Below are 15070 nucleotides of genomic sequence, written 5' to 3' on the forward strand. Positions count from 1 at the left end.
GCGGTGCAATGTGATACCCGTCATATGACCACTGGTCACACCGGGCAGAAAGGCGGCAGCTCATGACCACGAGGGACAAGTACACGGACGTGCCCGTGCCCTACTCGTGGGAGGTCGCCAGTGCCGGCGAGGCGCGCTTCACGTGGGAGTACGACGACGGGCGCGCCCGGCTCCTTTCCCTATACCAAAAGGGAAAGGACAAGCAGTGGGATGCCCAGTCGCGCATCGACTGGGCGCAAGACGTCGACCCGATGAACCCGATCGGGCTGCCTGACGAGTTCCATCCGCTGTTCGGCAGCCCGATGTGGGACGCCGCAGACGACGCACGTCGCGCCGAGATGCGCCAGCACTTCCAGGCCTGGCAGCTCTCGCAGTTCCTGCACGGGGAGCAGGGTGCGATGGTGTGCGCGGCCAAGATCGTCGAGGTCGTCCCGGACCTGGACGCGAAGTTCTACGCGGCCACCCAGACCATGGACGAGGCCCGGCACGTCGAGGCGTTCTCGCGGTTCCTGCAGGAGAAGGTGGACGTGGTCTACCCGATCAACAAGCACCTGACCGCACTGCTGGACGACACCCTGCGCGACTCGCGCTGGGACATGCCCTACCTCGGCATGCAGGTCCTCATCGAAGGGCTCGCACTCGCCGCCTTCGGGGTGCTGCGGGACATGTCGGCGCAGGACTCGCTGGCCAAGCAGGTGCTGGCCTACGTCATGCAGGACGAGGCCAGGCACGTCGCCTTCGGCCGAATCTCGCTGAAGGACTACTACTCCGCGCTGACCGAGGCCGAGCGGGACGAGCGTGAAGAGTTCGTCGTGGACGCCTGTTACCTGATGCGCGACCGGTTCCGCGGCGAGGAGGTCTTCGAGACCCTCGGCATGGACGTCCAAGCGTGTGCTGAGTGGGTCGATACGTCGCCGCTGATGATCCAGTTCCGCTCGCATCTGTTCAGCCGCATCGTGCCGATCGTCAAGGACATCGGGTTATGGGGCGACAAGGTACAGAAGGCCTTCAGGGATATGGGTGTGCTCGACATGGCCGGCTTCGACATCGAGGGGCTGATGAAGGCCGATGAGGATCAGGCCGACGCGCTGGAGAAGGCACACGCCGAGATGGCCGACCGGGCCCTCGAGGTGGACGAGGTGATCGCGGCGGGCGCGAGCTAACTCAATGTCCGGTTTGGCGAGGAGGGCGGCGCACCTGAACTGCTCGACGAGCTGAACATGCAGTGATAGTCGACCGACCCCGTCATCGAGCACATGAGGCCTTTGCCTCAAAATCGACCTGCAGTTATATCGGTGGAGCTAAGGGGACTCGAACCCCAGCGCGCCTTCCTGCAAAATGCCTGAAATGCAATTATTGGCTTTAGGCGTTGTTACGCCACGGGCGATCTTTCTGCGGATATGCGTCGGTGTGTTACGCGACGCAACAGTGCCGGCTTTGCACCCCTCGATCAGCCACCGCGGCCTTGACCGGCCCGGCGCCGTCTCTCGCTCGGCCAGAAATCAATCCGTCCAGTGTCGGTTCGAGTCCGACCGAGGGCACCGGAAGAATTAGCTGATAGCCGAAGCCCCGCTCAAGCGGGGCTTCCTGCATAGCGGGGGCGGTAGGTGGACGAGATCCCCCGGTCGGGCTGCGTCTCGCCGCCGTCCTTTCGCTGCTCAGGCGGTCGTCGTAGGCTCGTGGCGATGCTGGAGAAGTCCGAGATCCGGTTCTTTCCCCTTGACGCCCGCCGCGTGGCGTACGAGATACGCGGAGACGGTCCACCGCTCGTCGCTCCGGCGTGGTGGGTGAGCCACCTCGAACTTGATTGGCAGAGCACGGGCTTTCGGCGATTCTGGGAAGGCGTCGCGGATGGCTACGCACTGATCCGTTACGACCGGCTCGGCGTCGGCATGTCGGACCGCACGGTGCGAGAGTCGGATCTGACCCTCGACGGGGAAGTCGCGACACTCCATGCGCTCCTCGACGAGCTCGAGCTCGAGCGCGTGTCGCTCATCGGCGGCTCGTGTGGGAGCTGCACCGCCATCGCATTTGCCGCAACGTTTCCGGAGCGCGTCGAGCGCCTGGTGCTGTACGGGTCGTACCCCGATGGCGCGGCGATTACCGCTCCGGGCGTGGCGGACGCGATCTTCGCGGCGGTACGCGCGCATTGGGGACTCGGCTCGCGCCTGCTCAGTGACATTTTCCTCAGTGGTGTCGACTTTGCGGAGCACGAACGCTTCGCACGGTTCCAGCAGGAGGCGGCGACCGCCGAGACCGCTGCCGCCTTGTTGGGTCTCGTCTATCGCCTCGACGTACGCGTGCACCTTCCCCTCGTCCGCCCGCCAGCGCTGGTCGTGCATCGTCGCGACGACCGCGCCGTGCCGTACCGGCTCGGGCGTGAGGTCGCGGCCGCGATTCCAGGCGCGACGTTCATCCCGCTGCAGGGGAGCGCGCACTTCCCCTGGCACGGTGATGTCGATTCCGTCGTCCGCGCGTGCCGCGAAGCGCTGGCACCGGTGCAGTCGTCGCCGCACCATGCGAGCGAGCCGGAGCCGGACCTGCTGTCCAGTCGTGAGCGTGAGATCCTCGCCTGCGTCGCGCGCGGTCTCAGCGATCGCGAGATCGCCGAGCAGCTCGTGCTGAGCCCGCATACCGTTCACCGCCACGTCGCGAACATCCGCAGCAAGTTGGGTCGCACCTCACGGACGGCCGCCGTCGCGGAGGCCGCGCGTCTCGGACTCCTGTGAGGTAGCCGGAAGGGGCCATCTGCGGAAGATGGCCGCTCCGAGCGATGCGGGCATTATTCGGGCTGTCGTACGTTCGCGGCATGACAGACATCGACAGCACCGAACTCCAGGCGAGTCCACCGTCTGCGGCGTGGCTGCGGATTCTCGCCGTGGTGTACGACCCGTTTCTCTGGCTGGGCGAGATCGCAGGCATGCGCCGCCGGCGAAGCGCGCTCCTGGGTGGCGCCCGCGGGCGTGTCGTCGAGATCGGCGCCGGGACCGGGCTGAACGTCGCGCATTATCCCGACGGGATCGCCGAGCTCGTGCTCACCGAGCCCGAGCCGGGGATGCGCCGAAGACTCGCGCGTCACTTGCAGCGGCACGGGCGCGGCGCGCGGATCGTCGACGCGCCGGCGGAGTGCCTACCGTTGGCCGATGCGTCCGTGGACACCGTCGTCTCGACGCTCGTCCTTTGCACCGTCAATGACCCCGAACGCGCGCTCCGCGAGATCGCACGCGTGCTCCGCCCGGATGGGCAGTTGTTGTTCATCGAACACGTGCGCGCGAGCTCGCGGTTCCTCGCAGCATGCCAGGACAACCTGCTCCAGCCGTGGCGCCGCTTCGCAGGCGGCTGCATCTGCAACCGCCCGACCGTGGAGTTGATGCGCGCCTGCGGCTTCGCTGTCGCAGCCGATGACGTCGTGTGGCGCGGCATGCCGCGGATCGTCCATCCGCTCATGGTGGGACGGGCCACTCGGTGATCTGGACGGTCGTCGATTTCGCCTCGTCTTGCGGCTTTAGGTCGGGTTCATAGACCAGGCGCCGATCTCAGAGCGGCCTACGAAGACGCTCCCGCAAGCGGCGATGTCAGCCAGGACTCGATCGGCAAGGGTCGCGGGATCGATCTCGCCCGGCGCGACGCGACCGAGCCTTTCAAGCTCGGGCAGCAAGGTTACGAGCACATCGGTCGTGAAATGCACCTGCTGGGCGCTGCCGGCACCGGCGCCGATCACAGCTTCCATAGCGAGCTTCGGCGCCAGAAGACCAGCCGCGGTGTACACGGCCGGCAGTTTCGCGCCCATCTCCGGGTCGGCACCTCCGGCGCTGAGACCCTCGACCACGAGGCGACAGCATCGCTGCCAGCTTGGAATATGCGGAGCAGAATGTGCGCACGCCCACTGCGGTTCCTGGAACACGACGATGCCACCGGGGGCCAAATGCCGCAGCAAGCCACACATCCACGCCGCCGGATCGGGTTGGAACATCAAGACGTACCGGCCGACGATCGCGTCAAATGGGCGATCAAATGTTAACTCCGCCGGGTCGCCCTCCAGGAACGTCACGTTGCACGTCGCCAGTGAGCTTGCTCGTCGCCTGGCAACTTTGAGCGCGGCTGCAGCGCGTTCGACACCGATGACCTCGCCGCTGTCACCGACCAACTCAGCCGCCAGTAACGCGATATCGCCGATACCGCTGCCGACGTCGAGTACCCGCATCCCACGTGCGATCCCAGCCGTCGAGAAGAACCGGCGCGTGATCGGCTCGATCAAGCGAGCCTGGACCGCTAGCCGATCAAGCTCACCGTCAGAGTGACCAAGTACGTACCTACGCGCCTGCACTGGCGGCCCGCCAGCGCTAATCGCTCCCGGATCGGCCATATTGCGTACGGTATTCGGCCTGTACCTACGCAGGAACAGATTCAACATTCCGCACTCTGGCGGGCAGCACATGCTGACCTATCAGGCAGAACCCCGGCAGCCAGTCCGCCAGGGCGCTCGAGGAACTGCGAACGCTGTCAAACAACGTCTGACCGCGACGCGTCGTGGCCGAAGCTGTTCCTGCCACTACCAGGATCAGTGGGGCTAGGTTGCTGACTCGTAAGCGGGAATTCCCAACAGGTGCCGTGCGTCCTTAGAACCGCATCGACCAGTATCGAGCGCAAAGGACATCTCATGAGCACGCACATCCATCCGCAGCCAATGACCATCAACGGGCTGCAAGCCTAATAACGTACGAAAACCATTGCAGAAAGGAACATTTCATGTCCACGATCCACTTCCGCCAGACGACCACGTCGACCCCCGAACAGTTCGTCGCCGGGCTCACCGATTTCGGGCCGGGCCGATCGAAGGTCTTTGAAAAGAGCGCCGATTCGTACCTCAAGGTGCATCACCTGGGCCTACATGACGCCGACGTCACCGAGGGCTCGGGTGGCGTCTGGGAACGTCTGCAGTACGACTGGTCCGATCTCAACCGCGTCAGGGCCAAGACAATCGACTCCAACGTGTTCGGCGGCGCATCCGGCTACAAATACACCCTGACGCGGCAGCCCAACGGAACGACCGACGTAGACGTCGTGATAGTTCGCGAGGGCAAGAACTTAAGAGGTCTCGTCCTGTCGGGGCTACTCGCAACCGTTGCCAAGGGATCCTTGCGAAAGGCATTCGTCAACAGCGTCAAGGCCATTGAGGCCCGCAGCGACGCGAACGCTGCGGACCGCTCGTCGACCGTTATCACGCTGGACAGACATCCAGGTCAGTGATCAACGGTAAGTCGTGGAGATCAGCGCAGTTCAAATCCACAAGAAAGGGTCGACGCCCATGACGGAAAGCAAGGAGTTGTTCCTGATCACCGGCGCCACCGGCAACACCGGGGCGCACACCGTGAGGTTGTTGAGGGAACGTGGTCTTCGCGTCCGCGCGTTGGTGCACAGCGTCGACGAGCGCGCGGACCGGTTGCGTGAACTGGGCGCCGAAGTCGTGCAAGGCGATCTGCTGGACTTTCCCGCGGTCAGCGCCGCGACGGTCGGGGTGAGTGCGGCCTACTTCAACTACCCCGTCGCCCCGGGTTTGGTGGAGGCCACCGCGAACTTCGTGCAGGCGGCCAGCGAGGCGGGTGTGCACGCGGTGGTCAATATGTCGCAGATCTCGGCGAGTCGGGAAGCCAAGAGCAACGCCGCGCGCCACCATTGGCTCGCGGAGCGACTGCTGGACCGCAGCGCGCTGATCACCACCCATCTGCGGCCCACCTTCTTTACGTTCTTTCTGAGCATGTTCTGGATCCGCGACAACGACGAAGGGCTCTATCGGCTGCCCTTCGCCGATGCCCGACACGCCCCAATCGACGCCGCCGATCAAGCCCATGTCATCGCCGCGATCCTGCAAAACCCCGATCCGCACGACCGCCAGATCTACCCGCTGTTCGGCGCCGAAGAACTCAACTGGTATGAAATGGCCGCGAAAGTCCAACACACTCTGGGTATCCCGGTGCGCTACGAGCCCATCGACATTCCCACATTCGCGGCCGATCTGACCGCCGCCGGCGCCTCGGCGCATTTCGTGCAGCACATCAGCAACGTGGCACAGGACTACCGCGACGGCGTCTTCGCCGGGGTTAACAACCTCGTCGAGGTGATCGGCGGAGTCAAGCCCATCACCGTGGAGGACTACGTCGCGGCCACCCGCTCCCGGTTCGGCACCAGCGGGCGCCCTCGTCGGTGAGCGCGCGTGTTCATACCCCCGGCGAAGACGATTGGCTCCATTACCGTGTAGGGGGAGGCTGCTATGCGAATACCGTGTAGGGGGAGGCTGCTATGCGAATCGCTGTCGTCGGTGCGAACGGCAATATCGGCGCTCGCACTGTCTCGTTCGTTGAGCGGGATGGACATGCGGTGGTACGCATCAGCCGCTCTCTGGGCGTTGACCTGATCACCGGCCACGGTTTGGACGCGGCGCTCCAAGGGGTTGACGCGGTGGTCGACGCCATCAGCTCACCGCCGATCGGCGCTGCGGAGACCTCCGCCTATTTAGGCACCACCACGAGAAATCTTCTCGACGCCGAGGAGCGCGCGGGCGTGCGTCACCACGTGTTGCTGTCGATCGTCGGAACCCACCGGATTGAAGGCGGCACTGCCCACTACTCCGGTAAGCGCGAGCAAGAGCGCCTGGTCGAGACGGGACCCTTCATTTCTGCGGTGGCCGCTCACCAACAGGTGTAGCCGCCGTCGATCACGATGTCGGAACCGGTCATATAGCTCGACGCGTCACTCGCGAGATAGAGGTAAATGCCGACGAGTTCCTCCGGCCGGCCTAAGCGTCCGAGCGGGATCTTCGGTTCCCAAAGCGCGTGGTACTCGGAGTAGGGCTCTACCAGTTCGGTAAGGATGTAGCCCGGGCTGACGCTGTTGACCCGGATGTTGTGGGGTGCCAACTCCACAGCCATGGCCTTGGTCAGCTGGATGACGGCTGCCTTCGAGGTGCAGTAGTGGCCTACCTGCTGCGGGGTGTTGACGATGTGACCCGACATCGACGCCGTGTTGATGATGGTTCCGGCGCGTTGCTGGGCGACCATGGCCTTCGCCGCGGCCTGTGCGGTGAGGAAGACACCGTTGACATTGGTGTTCTGGATACTCTCGAACTCCTCCAGCGGCATGTCCAGCAAGCTGCTGAGGGCGATGATCCCGGCGTTGCACACCGCGATGTCGACCCCGCCCAACTCATCGGTGACTCGGCTCAGCATGGTGGCCACCAGCTCGGGCTGGGTTACATCGCAGGTGATGGGTACCGCCGTCCCACCGCCGGCAGCGATCTCTGCGGCCAGTTGCTGCAGCGGCTCATGATGTCGGGCCGCGATCGCCACTGCAGCCCCTGCTTGTGCATACGCCAGCGCCACTTGCTTGCCGATACCGCTGGAGGCGCCAGTCACGAGAGCGTTCTTGCCGTGCAGTTGAAACAGATCCACCACGTCCACTTTCGCCCACAACCCTTCCCGGTTGCCCAGGGGAACTGTATCGCTGCCGTTTCCCGTTTGGGGACCGCCGACATCACCCGGTCGCCGCGCCACGAAATTAGCCACCAGCCGCCGGGCTTCACCGCCTAGTTCGCGGCCGAAAAGCCCTCACGCTCAAGATCAGTGCTCGCATGTCTGTATCTCAGAGGGTAGGGCGGCGGGCTACGTCGAGCTTGGCGCCCCCTGCCCATCGCGTGACAGGCCAAGCGGCCCAGCGAGTTCGGACAATGTCGGCAACACCTTGTCGGACCCGCCGACCACAAGGATCGCCACGTGGTCGGCACCGGCGTTCAGATATGCGACCAGGCGCTTGGTGACGTCATCAGGGGTGCCGTGGGCGACCACGGCGTCGATTAGCCTGTCGCTGCCGGGCCGGGTGACGTCGGCTTCGGTGAAACCCAGCCGCTTCCAATTGCTCACGTAGTTCGTCAGGTTGAAGTAGCGGTCCAGCGCCATCCGGCCGATTGCACGCGCCTCCTCGGCGTCGCTGGTCAACACCACGTTATGCACCGGTGCCAGCAGCGCGTTCGGTCCGATGATCGCGCGGGCCTGTGCGGCGTGTTCGGGCGTGGCGTTGGCAGGATGCGCCCCGGCGGCGCGCTCGGCCGAGAGCTTCAGCACCCGCGGCCCGAGCGCGGCGAGCACACGTTGATTCGCGGGTACGCCATATTCGTCGAGCTCGTCGAGGTACGACACCAGCGCGTCGTACGGCTTGCGGTATTGCGCCTGCGCCTCAGGATGGCCGACTCCGACGCCGAGCACGAAGCGGCCCGGGTAGGCGGTGTTGATGCGGTGGAACGACTCCGCGACGGGCTTGGCTGCCGCCGTCCAGATGTTTACGATGCCGGTGGCCACCTTCAGCGTGGTGGTCGACTCCAAAAGTGGCTCCACGAAAGATAATTCGGCCGGCGGCGAACCGCCGACCCAAATCGTGCCGTAGCCTAGCCGTTCGATTTCCCGGGCCTGCTCGGGGGTGGCACCAAGTCCGAAGAAGCCAAATCGGCCGAGGTCGCTTGTGACGGTGTGTGTCGCGGTCATTGCCAGTGCAACTCTTGCGCCGCGCGCAGCTATTCCGCCGCGGGCGAGACTTCTGCGGGCGGTTCCGCACCGAGAGTGCGCGCTGTAATCTCGTTCTGCTCCATGAGGAAGGCCCGCAGTCCGTCCAGGACACGCTCGGGTCGTTCACCCGGTGAGCAGGCCAAGCAGGAACCGGACGACCCGAGCCTGAACGGCACGTTCTGCATGTCAGGACAGTACCGGCGCCCACCACCGCGTCCACGCTCACCGAGCTACCGGCTGAGCAGTCGCAAAGGCCCCCGAATCCGCTCGATTCGGGGGCCTTTTGCGTTTGGTCGAACGAACTAGGCGGTGCGGCGGATACTGCGCGTCCGACCGATCTCACGCTTGAGCAGCAGCTCGCGTTCGGTTTCCGAGAGGCCGCCCCAGATGCCGTACGGCTCGCCGACCGCCAGGGCATGTGCGCGGCACTGCGCCATGACCGGGCACCGGCGGCACATCTCCTTGGCACGCCGCTCACGCTGCAAGCGGGCCCGGCCGCGCTCGCCGTCCGGGTGGAAGAACACCGACGAATCCACCCCGCGGCAAAGGCCTTGTAATTGCCATTCCCAAATATCGGCGTTGGGGCCTGGTAGCTGCTCTGGCTGTGGCATTGAAGTCCCTCTCTACACGCCCATGTTCTGGCCAGTTTGCGAACAGGTAAGTCGTCAACTGAATCGAGGGGTCGTCGGTGACTACTCGTCGGCCTTAAAGGTAGGGGGCCTACGGAAATTTCGTCAACACGCGGTGATCTGCCGAATGCTCAACTGGGGCTTGACAATTTACTCTGAATTCACCGACGCGATGAGTCAGCGCGCCTACCCATGCATGGCGATGGGGTGTTATGGCGGAATGTCCCAGCTCGCGACCAGTCGCGGGGTCGGCACGATAAATATAATCAGCGTCAGATTTAATACCGGTGTAACTCAGAAACCATGAAGTTTTAACTGGTACCCGCCGTGATCGATATGCCTTGCGGTCCGACAATCGAGTCCGACCTGACAGCGACCGCCTTTGGAAACCAGCCTGGCCGCTGGCCGCTGCCGTCGGCGGGCACACCGCATCAGCTATGGCTACGCGCCGTCGGCGCCGGGGGACAGGGCCGCTACGGCAGCGCTCGCAACGACCTCGCGACGCTGCTACGAAGTGCGCCGGCCGATCATCTTGCCTCGCTGGCGCACAGTACCCAGGCTTCGTTTCTGCGCCAACTGGGTTGGCACCGGCTGGCCCGCGGCTGGGACGGTCGGGCGTTGGCGCTGGCCGGCGCCGACCCCGAGGCTGCCGCCGATGCGTTGATCGGACTGGCGGCCGACGCGCTCGGCGTCGGCCGCCTGGCCGCCGCGGCGACGCTGCTGAGCCGGGCAGAGCCGTTCGTGGCAGAAGCGCCGCAGCGACGGCTGTCGGTGCGCCGAGCGTGGGTCGCCGCCGAGCTGGCGATGGCGGCCGGCGACGGCGCCGCGGCGGTGCGCAACGCAGAGCTCGGCGTCGAGTTGGCCGCGACCACGGTCGACGGGTCCGCCCGGCATTCGGCCAAAAGCGAGGTGGTGTTGGCGGCTGCGCTATGCAGCGCCGGCGCCGTCGACCGGGCCCGGGCCGTCGGTGCGGCGGCGCTGGAGCTTGCCGGCCGGTTGGGCCTGGTGCCGCTGCGCTGGGCGGTGGCCTGCCTACTAGTCGCCCTTTTCGATACCGCAAGCCCGAGTCGCCCGATGGCAGAGCTGTGCGACATTCGCGACGAGTGCGCCCGCCAAGTGCAGCATTGGGGTGGAGCCTGGCGCCAGCGCTAACGCCGCAGTAACTGCGGCGGGTCGTTATTGTTTTACTGTGGGCCACCGTCCCGGGCGATGCCCGGTCCGTAACGTTGGAGATGTTGCCGCCGATGACAACGCTGGAGGAACGTCTCGACGCTGTTGTAGCTGAGGCCGTAGCAGGTGATCGGGACGCGATTCGGCAAGTGCTTGAGACGATCCGCCCGATCGTGATCCGATACTGCCGCGCACGGGTCGGCACAATCGAGCGGAGCGGCCTTTCGGCTGATGACGTGGCGCAGGAGGTGTGCTTGGCCGCCGTCATGGCGTTGCCGCGCTACCGTGATCGCGGCCGCCCATTCCTGGCCTTCGTGTACGGCATCGCCGCGCACAAGGTGGCCGACGCCTATCGTGCAGCCGGCCGCGACCTGACGTATCCCACGGACTCGATTCCCGACCGCAGGTCAGCCGAGGCCGGTCCGGAGCAGGTCGCCATCCAAGCCGACTCCGTTGCCCGGATGAGCGAGCTGCTCAAGGTTCTGCCCGATAAGCAACGCGAAATCCTGATCTTGCGCGTGGTGGTCGGTTTGACCGCCGAGGAGACCGCCAGCGCCGTCGGCAGCACCGCCGGAGCGGTGCGCGTAGCCCAACACCGCGCCTTGGCGCGGCTGAAATCCGAGATTATTGCGGCGGGACGAGATTATGTCTGAACGAATTCATACACCGTTTGATCAGCCCGATCCGCGCGCGGTGGCCCGCACCGAGCGGTTCATCGACGCGCTGGCGAAACGCGAGCCGATCGACTTCAGCGACGTTGCGGACCAGCGAGACAGCGGAGAGAGGGCGCTGGCCGCGCTGCTGGAAGAGTGGCGCGACGAGTCTAGGGCCCCGGCGCCGCGCGGGCTGTGCCCGGAGCGGGAAGCCGTCGGGGCGTTGAATCGAGGGTTGGCAGCGCGTCGTCGTACCCGTCGCAGTATGGCGCTGGTGGGGGCGCTGGCCGCGACCGTGCTCGGCATCGGCGGATTCGTCGCCGTGATGGGCCAGGCCGGGCCGGGCGATACGCTCTACGGCGTCCACACCAAGGTGTTCGGCGAGCCGGCTTCGGTGCACGATGAGCGAATCGCATCGTCCGCCCAGAGCGATTTGGACTCCGTTGAGCAAATGATCTCGCTGGGCCAGTGGGATCAGGCGCAGGACAAGCTGGCCGCGGTCAGCGACCGGGTGCAGACAGTCAAGGACAGCGATCGCAAACAGGACTTGGTCGAGCGGGTGAACCAGTTGAACGCGAAGGTCGCCAACCGCGATCCCAATGCGACGGTGGTGTCCAGCTCCCTACCGAATGCGGCCCCGGCCAGCATGACGGGTCAGCAGCCCAACTCGGTAGGTGGCTGAGGCGAAAACGCCTGGTCAGCGGCGGCCGTGAAATCCCTCGGTGTCCGAGGTCGCCTCGTTGAGTGAGGCGTCGGCGTACCCTCGGCAGTAATCCCAGGTGACGTAGGCGTCAGGCTCGGGGTCGTAGGCCGGCTCATGCGGACGGACCGTGCCGTCGACCAATAGCTGCAGCAGGTTCGCGCGCAGCATGTCCCAGTCGTGATAGTGGTCCTGCTGGCACTCGTCACAACACACCACCAGGCCCCGAATACCCTTGTGCGCCAGCAGAGCCTCGTAGACCGCAAGGTCGGCCAGGTCGGCTTCGACCGCCATCCGCTCCTGAGGGTCAAGCGGTTGGCCGGGCTCGACGGCGTCCAGCGCCGCCGACGGATCACACGGGTCGCCGGCAAACGGATCCGGCGGCAAACCCGGCGGGAGGTAGTCGCGCACGGGTCCACAGTACGCAGCCGAGCGGGTATCACGCCAGCGCTGCGCCCGCAGACCAGCCGTCAGGTAGCTCCCGCTTCACGGCGCGCATAGTCGCCGGGCGTCAGGGAGCCGATAAGATGAGGTCCTGATTCTGCATGCGTATGGGAGGGCCCCGGCGATGTCATCTGGCTTGTCCCGTCTTGAAGGCAGCGGCGACCTGATTGTCGAACCGTACGTCCGCGTCGGCGGCCTTGCCGACGACCCGGTACCCACCGGAGGTGACGATCCGCACAAGGTCGCGATGCTGGGACTGACATTCGACGACGTCCTGCTGTTGCCGGCAGCCTCAGATGTGGTGCCCGCCACTGCGGATACGTCCAGCCAGCTCACTAAGAAGATCCGGCTCAAGGTGCCGTTGGTCAGCTCCGCGATGGACACCGTCACCGAGTCGCGGATGGCCATCGCGATGGCCCGGGCGGGCGGCATGGGCGTGCTGCACCGCAACCTGTCGGTCGGAGAACAGGCGGGCCAGGTCGAGATGGTGAAGCGGTCGGAGGCGGGCATGGTCACCGATCCGGTCACTTGCCGGCCGGACAACACGCTGGCCGAAGTCGACGCGATGTGCGCGAAGTTCCGGATCTCCGGGCTGCCGGTGGTCGACGGCTCCGGTGCACTGGTTGGCATCATCACCAACCGCGACATGCGCTTCGAGGTCGACCAGTCCAAGCCGGTCGCAGAAGTGATGACCAAGGCCCCGCTGATCACCGCCCAGGAGGGCGTCAGCGCTGACGCAGCGCTGGGCCTGTTGCGCCGCAACAAGATCGAGAAGCTGCCGGTCGTCGACGGTCACGGCCGACTGACCGGGCTGATCACCGTCAAAGACTTCGTCAAGACCGAACAGCACCCGCTGGCCACCAAGGACAGCGACGGCCGCCTACTGGTCGGGGCGGCCGTCGGTATCGGCGACGACGCCTGGGTGCGGGCCATGACGCTGGTTGACGCCGGGGTTGACGTCCTGGTTGTGGACACCGCGCATGCGCACAATCGGCTGGTGCTGGACATGGTCGGCAAGCTCAAGGCCGAGGTCGGTGACCGGATCGAGGTGGTCGGCGGCAACGTCGCCACCAGGTCGGCAGCTGCAGCGCTGATCGAGGCCGGCGCCGATGCGGTCAAAGTCGGTGTGGGTCCGGGTTCGATCTGCACCACCCGGGTGGTGGCCGGCGTCGGTGCGCCGCAGATCACCGCGATTCTCGAGGCGGTCGCGGTCTGCGGCCCGGCAGGTGTGCCGGCGATCGCCGACGGTGGACTGCAGTACTCCGGCGACATCGCCAAAGCGCTGGCCGCGGGCGCGTCGACGACGATGCTGGGCTCGCTGTTGGCCGGCACCGCCGAGGCGCCCGGTGAGCTGATCTTCGTCAACGGCAAGCAGTACAAGAGCTACCGGGGCATGGGGTCACTGGCGGCGATGCAGGGCAGGGGTGAAGGCAAGTCGTATTCGAAGGACCGGTACTTCCAAGACGACGCGCTTTCCGAGGACAAGCTGGTGCCCGAAGGCATCGAGGGCCGAGTGCCGTTCCGCGGGCCACTGGCCTCGGTCATCCACCAGCTCACCGGTGGGTTGCGCGCAGCGATGGGATACACCGGGTCGAACACCATCGAGGCGCTTCAGCAGGCACAATTCGTCCGGATCACGGCGGCGGGCTTGAAAGAAAGCCATCCGCACGACATCACCATGATCGCCGAAGCGCCCAACTACTACGTGCGGTGAACCGATCGAGAAGGGTCGCTCATGCGTGACATGGTCGAGATCGGCATGGGCCGAACAGCAAGGCGCACTTATGAACTCGAAGACATCAACATCGTGCCGTCACGGCGCACCCGGTCTTCACAGGACGTGTCGACGACGTGGCAGCTCGACGCGTACCGGTTCGAGATTCCCGTCGTCGCCCATCCGACCGATGCACTGGTGTCGCCGGAATTCGCCATCGAGCTGGGTCGGCTGGGCGGTCTGGGAGTGCTCAACGGTGAAGGGCTGATCGGCCGGCACCCGGACGTGTCCGCCAAGATCGCTCAGGTCACCGAGGCAGCAGCGAAAGAACCCGAACCGTCGGCGGCCATCCGGTTACTGCAGCAGCTGCATGCTGCGCCACTGGATCCCGAGCTGCTGGCCGCCGCGGTGGCCCGCATCCGCGACGCCGGGGTGACGACCGCGGTTCGGGTGAGTCCGCAGAACGCGCAGGCGTTGACGCCGGGGTTGGTGGCCGCGGGCGTCGACCTGCTAGTCATCCAGGGCACGATCATCTCCGCCGAGCGCGTCGCCAGCGACGGTGAGCCGCTCAACCTCAAGACCTTCATTTCCGAACTCGACGTCCCGGTCGTGGCTGGCGGCGTGCTCGACCATCGCACGGCGCTGCACCTGATGCGGACCGGGGCAGCAGGCGTCATCGTCGGCTACGGATCCACCATGGGAGTGACGACCAGCGACGAGGTACTCGGGATCAGCGTGCCGATGGCCACCGCGATCGCCGACGCCGCCGCGGCGCGGCGGGAATACCTCGACGAAACGGGCGGACGTTACGTGCATGTGCTCGCCGACGGGGATATCCACACCTCCGGCGACCTGGCCAAGGCCATCGCCTGCGGCGCCGACGCGGTGGTGCTGGGCACCCCGCTCGCCGAGGCGGCGGAGGCGCTGGGTGACGGCTGGTTCTGGCCGAGTGCGGCCGCCCACCCGTCGCTGCCACGCGGCGCGTTACTGCAGATCGCCGTCGGCGAGCGACCGCCGCTGCGCCAGGTGCTCGACGGCCCCTCCGACGATCCGTTTGGCTCGCTTAACCTCGTCGGCGGGTTGCGCCGGTCGATGGCCAAGGCCGGCTACTGCGACTTGAAGGAATTCCAGAAGGTCGGCCTGACCGTCGACAGCTAGCAGGTCGGGCCACGCGGTTTTCTGGATTGGTATCGCCGGGTACGTCC

Annotated in this window: 16 protein-coding genes; 11 read left to right on the forward strand and 5 right to left on the reverse strand. The window is 65.8% G+C overall.

The window, feature by feature from the left end; all coding sequences use genetic code 11:
- Nucleotides 1–62: 62 nt before the first annotated feature.
- The 3 genes from VEI45_RS14320 to VEI45_RS14330 all read left to right on the forward strand — a co-directional run bounded on the left by VEI45_RS14320 (nt 63) and on the right by VEI45_RS14330 (nt 3469).
- On the forward strand, nt 63–1163 hold the full coding sequence (locus tag VEI45_RS14320; RefSeq protein WP_324854259.1) for a ferritin-like domain-containing protein: 1101 nt from the start codon (nt 63–65) through the stop codon (nt 1161–1163).
- A gap of 522 nt (nt 1164–1685) precedes the next feature.
- Nucleotides 1686–2729 carry an alpha/beta fold hydrolase gene (locus VEI45_RS14325; protein WP_324854305.1) on the forward strand — a complete coding sequence of 348 codons (1044 nt, stop codon included), beginning with the start codon at nt 1686–1688 and terminating at the stop codon, nt 2727–2729.
- 80 nt (nt 2730–2809) lie between these two features.
- Complete coding sequence (locus VEI45_RS14330) at nt 2810–3469, forward strand: class I SAM-dependent methyltransferase (protein ID WP_324854261.1); 660 nt, start codon at nt 2810–2812, stop codon at nt 3467–3469.
- A 36-nt stretch (nt 3470–3505) separates the two neighbouring features.
- Here VEI45_RS14330 and VEI45_RS14335 read toward each other — a convergent pair whose 3' ends face one another.
- A complete protein-coding gene (locus tag VEI45_RS14335) occupies nt 3506–4366 on the reverse strand; it encodes a class I SAM-dependent methyltransferase (protein WP_324854262.1) in 861 nt (286 codons plus the stop codon).
- 383 nt (nt 4367–4749) lie between these two features.
- On the opposite strand from VEI45_RS14335, the gene VEI45_RS14340 reads away from it, so the two are divergent.
- The 3 genes from VEI45_RS14340 to VEI45_RS14350 all read left to right on the forward strand — a co-directional run bounded on the left by VEI45_RS14340 (nt 4750) and on the right by VEI45_RS14350 (nt 6705).
- Entirely contained in the window at nt 4750–5250 is a 501-nt protein-coding gene (locus VEI45_RS14340) for a hypothetical protein (protein ID WP_324854264.1), read from the forward strand.
- 58 nt (nt 5251–5308) lie between these two features.
- A complete protein-coding gene (locus VEI45_RS14345; protein ID WP_324854266.1) occupies nt 5309–6208 on the forward strand; it encodes an NAD(P)H-binding protein in 900 nt (299 codons plus the stop codon).
- A 92-nt stretch (nt 6209–6300) separates the two neighbouring features.
- Nucleotides 6301–6705 (forward strand): SDR family oxidoreductase, encoded by a 405-nt coding sequence (locus VEI45_RS14350; RefSeq protein ID WP_324854268.1) that lies wholly within the window; start codon nt 6301–6303, stop codon nt 6703–6705.
- On the opposite strand, the gene VEI45_RS14355 is transcribed toward VEI45_RS14350, so the two are convergent.
- The 3 genes from VEI45_RS14355 to VEI45_RS14365 form a co-directional block, all read right to left on the reverse strand.
- Nucleotides 6690–7457 carry an SDR family oxidoreductase gene (locus VEI45_RS14355; protein WP_324854307.1) on the reverse strand — a complete coding sequence of 256 codons (768 nt, stop codon included), beginning with the start codon at nt 7455–7457 and terminating at the stop codon, nt 6690–6692. The two genes, VEI45_RS14350 and VEI45_RS14355, sit on opposite strands and share 16 nt — an antisense overlap.
- Before the next feature lie 201 nt (nt 7458–7658).
- Nucleotides 7659–8534: an LLM class F420-dependent oxidoreductase gene (locus VEI45_RS14360; protein WP_324854270.1), complete on the reverse strand. Its 876-nt coding sequence runs from the start codon at nt 8532–8534 to the stop codon at nt 7659–7661.
- Nucleotides 8535–8857: 323 nt separating this feature from the next.
- Nucleotides 8858–9166, reverse strand: a complete 309-nt coding sequence (locus VEI45_RS14365; RefSeq protein WP_324854271.1) for a WhiB family transcriptional regulator — start codon at nt 9164–9166, stop codon at nt 8858–8860.
- A gap of 354 nt (nt 9167–9520) precedes the next feature.
- Between VEI45_RS14365 and VEI45_RS14370 the strand changes: the two genes are divergently transcribed.
- The 3 genes from VEI45_RS14370 to VEI45_RS14380 all read left to right on the forward strand — a co-directional run bounded on the left by VEI45_RS14370 (nt 9521) and on the right by VEI45_RS14380 (nt 11689).
- Nucleotides 9521–10336 (forward strand): hypothetical protein, encoded by an 816-nt coding sequence (locus VEI45_RS14370; RefSeq protein WP_324854309.1) that lies wholly within the window; start codon nt 9521–9523, stop codon nt 10334–10336.
- 92 nt (nt 10337–10428) lie between these two features.
- Nucleotides 10429–11007, forward strand: a complete 579-nt coding sequence (locus VEI45_RS14375) for a sigma-70 family RNA polymerase sigma factor (protein WP_324854273.1) — start codon at nt 10429–10431, stop codon at nt 11005–11007.
- Nucleotides 11000–11689: an anti-sigma-D factor RsdA gene (locus VEI45_RS14380; RefSeq protein ID WP_324854275.1), complete on the forward strand. Its 690-nt coding sequence runs from the start codon at nt 11000–11002 to the stop codon at nt 11687–11689. Before VEI45_RS14375 ends, VEI45_RS14380 begins: the two co-directional genes overlap by 8 nt.
- Before the next feature lie 15 nt (nt 11690–11704).
- Here the strand turns inward: VEI45_RS14380 and VEI45_RS14385 are convergent, their stop codons facing one another.
- Nucleotides 11705–12118: a DUF5319 domain-containing protein gene (locus VEI45_RS14385; protein ID WP_324854277.1), complete on the reverse strand. Its 414-nt coding sequence runs from the start codon at nt 12116–12118 to the stop codon at nt 11705–11707.
- 157 nt (nt 12119–12275) lie between these two features.
- On the opposite strand from VEI45_RS14385, the gene guaB reads away from it, so the two are divergent.
- Nucleotides 12276–13865, forward strand: coding sequence for an IMP dehydrogenase (guaB, locus tag VEI45_RS14390; protein ID WP_324854279.1), 1590 nt, complete (start codon nt 12276–12278; stop codon nt 13863–13865).
- A 30-nt stretch (nt 13866–13895) separates the two neighbouring features.
- Nucleotides 13896–15023 (forward strand): GuaB3 family IMP dehydrogenase-related protein, encoded by a 1128-nt coding sequence (locus tag VEI45_RS14395; RefSeq protein WP_324854311.1) that lies wholly within the window; start codon nt 13896–13898, stop codon nt 15021–15023.
- The last annotated feature ends 47 nt before the right edge of the window (nt 15024–15070 follow it).

It is taken from the genome of Mycobacterium sp., assembly GCF_035623875.1.
Classification (GTDB): Bacteria; Actinomycetota; Actinomycetes; order Mycobacteriales; family Mycobacteriaceae; genus Mycobacterium.

Excerpts from the sequence above, each read along its gene's own strand:
- VEI45_RS14350 (WP_324854268.1), top strand. The coding sequence starts at position 6,301 with ATGCGAATCGCTGTCGTCGGTGCGAACGGCAATATCGGCGCTCGCACT.
- VEI45_RS14365 (WP_324854271.1), bottom strand. The coding sequence starts at position 9,166 with ATGCCACAGCCAGAGCAGCTACCAGGCCCCAACGCCGATATTTGGGAA.
- VEI45_RS14360 (WP_324854270.1), bottom strand. The coding sequence starts at position 8,534 with ATGACCGCGACACACACCGTCACAAGCGACCTCGGCCGATTTGGCTTC.
- VEI45_RS14375 (WP_324854273.1), top strand. The coding sequence starts at position 10,429 with ATGACAACGCTGGAGGAACGTCTCGACGCTGTTGTAGCTGAGGCCGTA.
- VEI45_RS14335 (WP_324854262.1), bottom strand. The coding sequence starts at position 4,366 with ATGGCCGATCCGGGAGCGATTAGCGCTGGCGGGCCGCCAGTGCAGGCG.
- VEI45_RS14340 (WP_324854264.1), top strand. The coding sequence starts at position 4,750 with ATGTCCACGATCCACTTCCGCCAGACGACCACGTCGACCCCCGAACAG.
- VEI45_RS14330 (WP_324854261.1), top strand. The coding sequence starts at position 2,810 with ATGACAGACATCGACAGCACCGAACTCCAGGCGAGTCCACCGTCTGCG.
- VEI45_RS14370 (WP_324854309.1), top strand. The coding sequence starts at position 9,521 with ATGCCTTGCGGTCCGACAATCGAGTCCGACCTGACAGCGACCGCCTTT.
- VEI45_RS14325 (WP_324854305.1), top strand. The coding sequence starts at position 1,686 with ATGCTGGAGAAGTCCGAGATCCGGTTCTTTCCCCTTGACGCCCGCCGC.
- VEI45_RS14320 (WP_324854259.1), top strand. The coding sequence starts at position 63 with ATGACCACGAGGGACAAGTACACGGACGTGCCCGTGCCCTACTCGTGG.
- VEI45_RS14395 (WP_324854311.1), top strand. The coding sequence starts at position 13,896 with ATGGTCGAGATCGGCATGGGCCGAACAGCAAGGCGCACTTATGAACTC.
- guaB (WP_324854279.1), top strand. The coding sequence starts at position 12,276 with ATGTCATCTGGCTTGTCCCGTCTTGAAGGCAGCGGCGACCTGATTGTC.
- VEI45_RS14380 (WP_324854275.1), top strand. The coding sequence starts at position 11,000 with ATGTCTGAACGAATTCATACACCGTTTGATCAGCCCGATCCGCGCGCG.
- VEI45_RS14345 (WP_324854266.1), top strand. The coding sequence starts at position 5,309 with ATGACGGAAAGCAAGGAGTTGTTCCTGATCACCGGCGCCACCGGCAAC.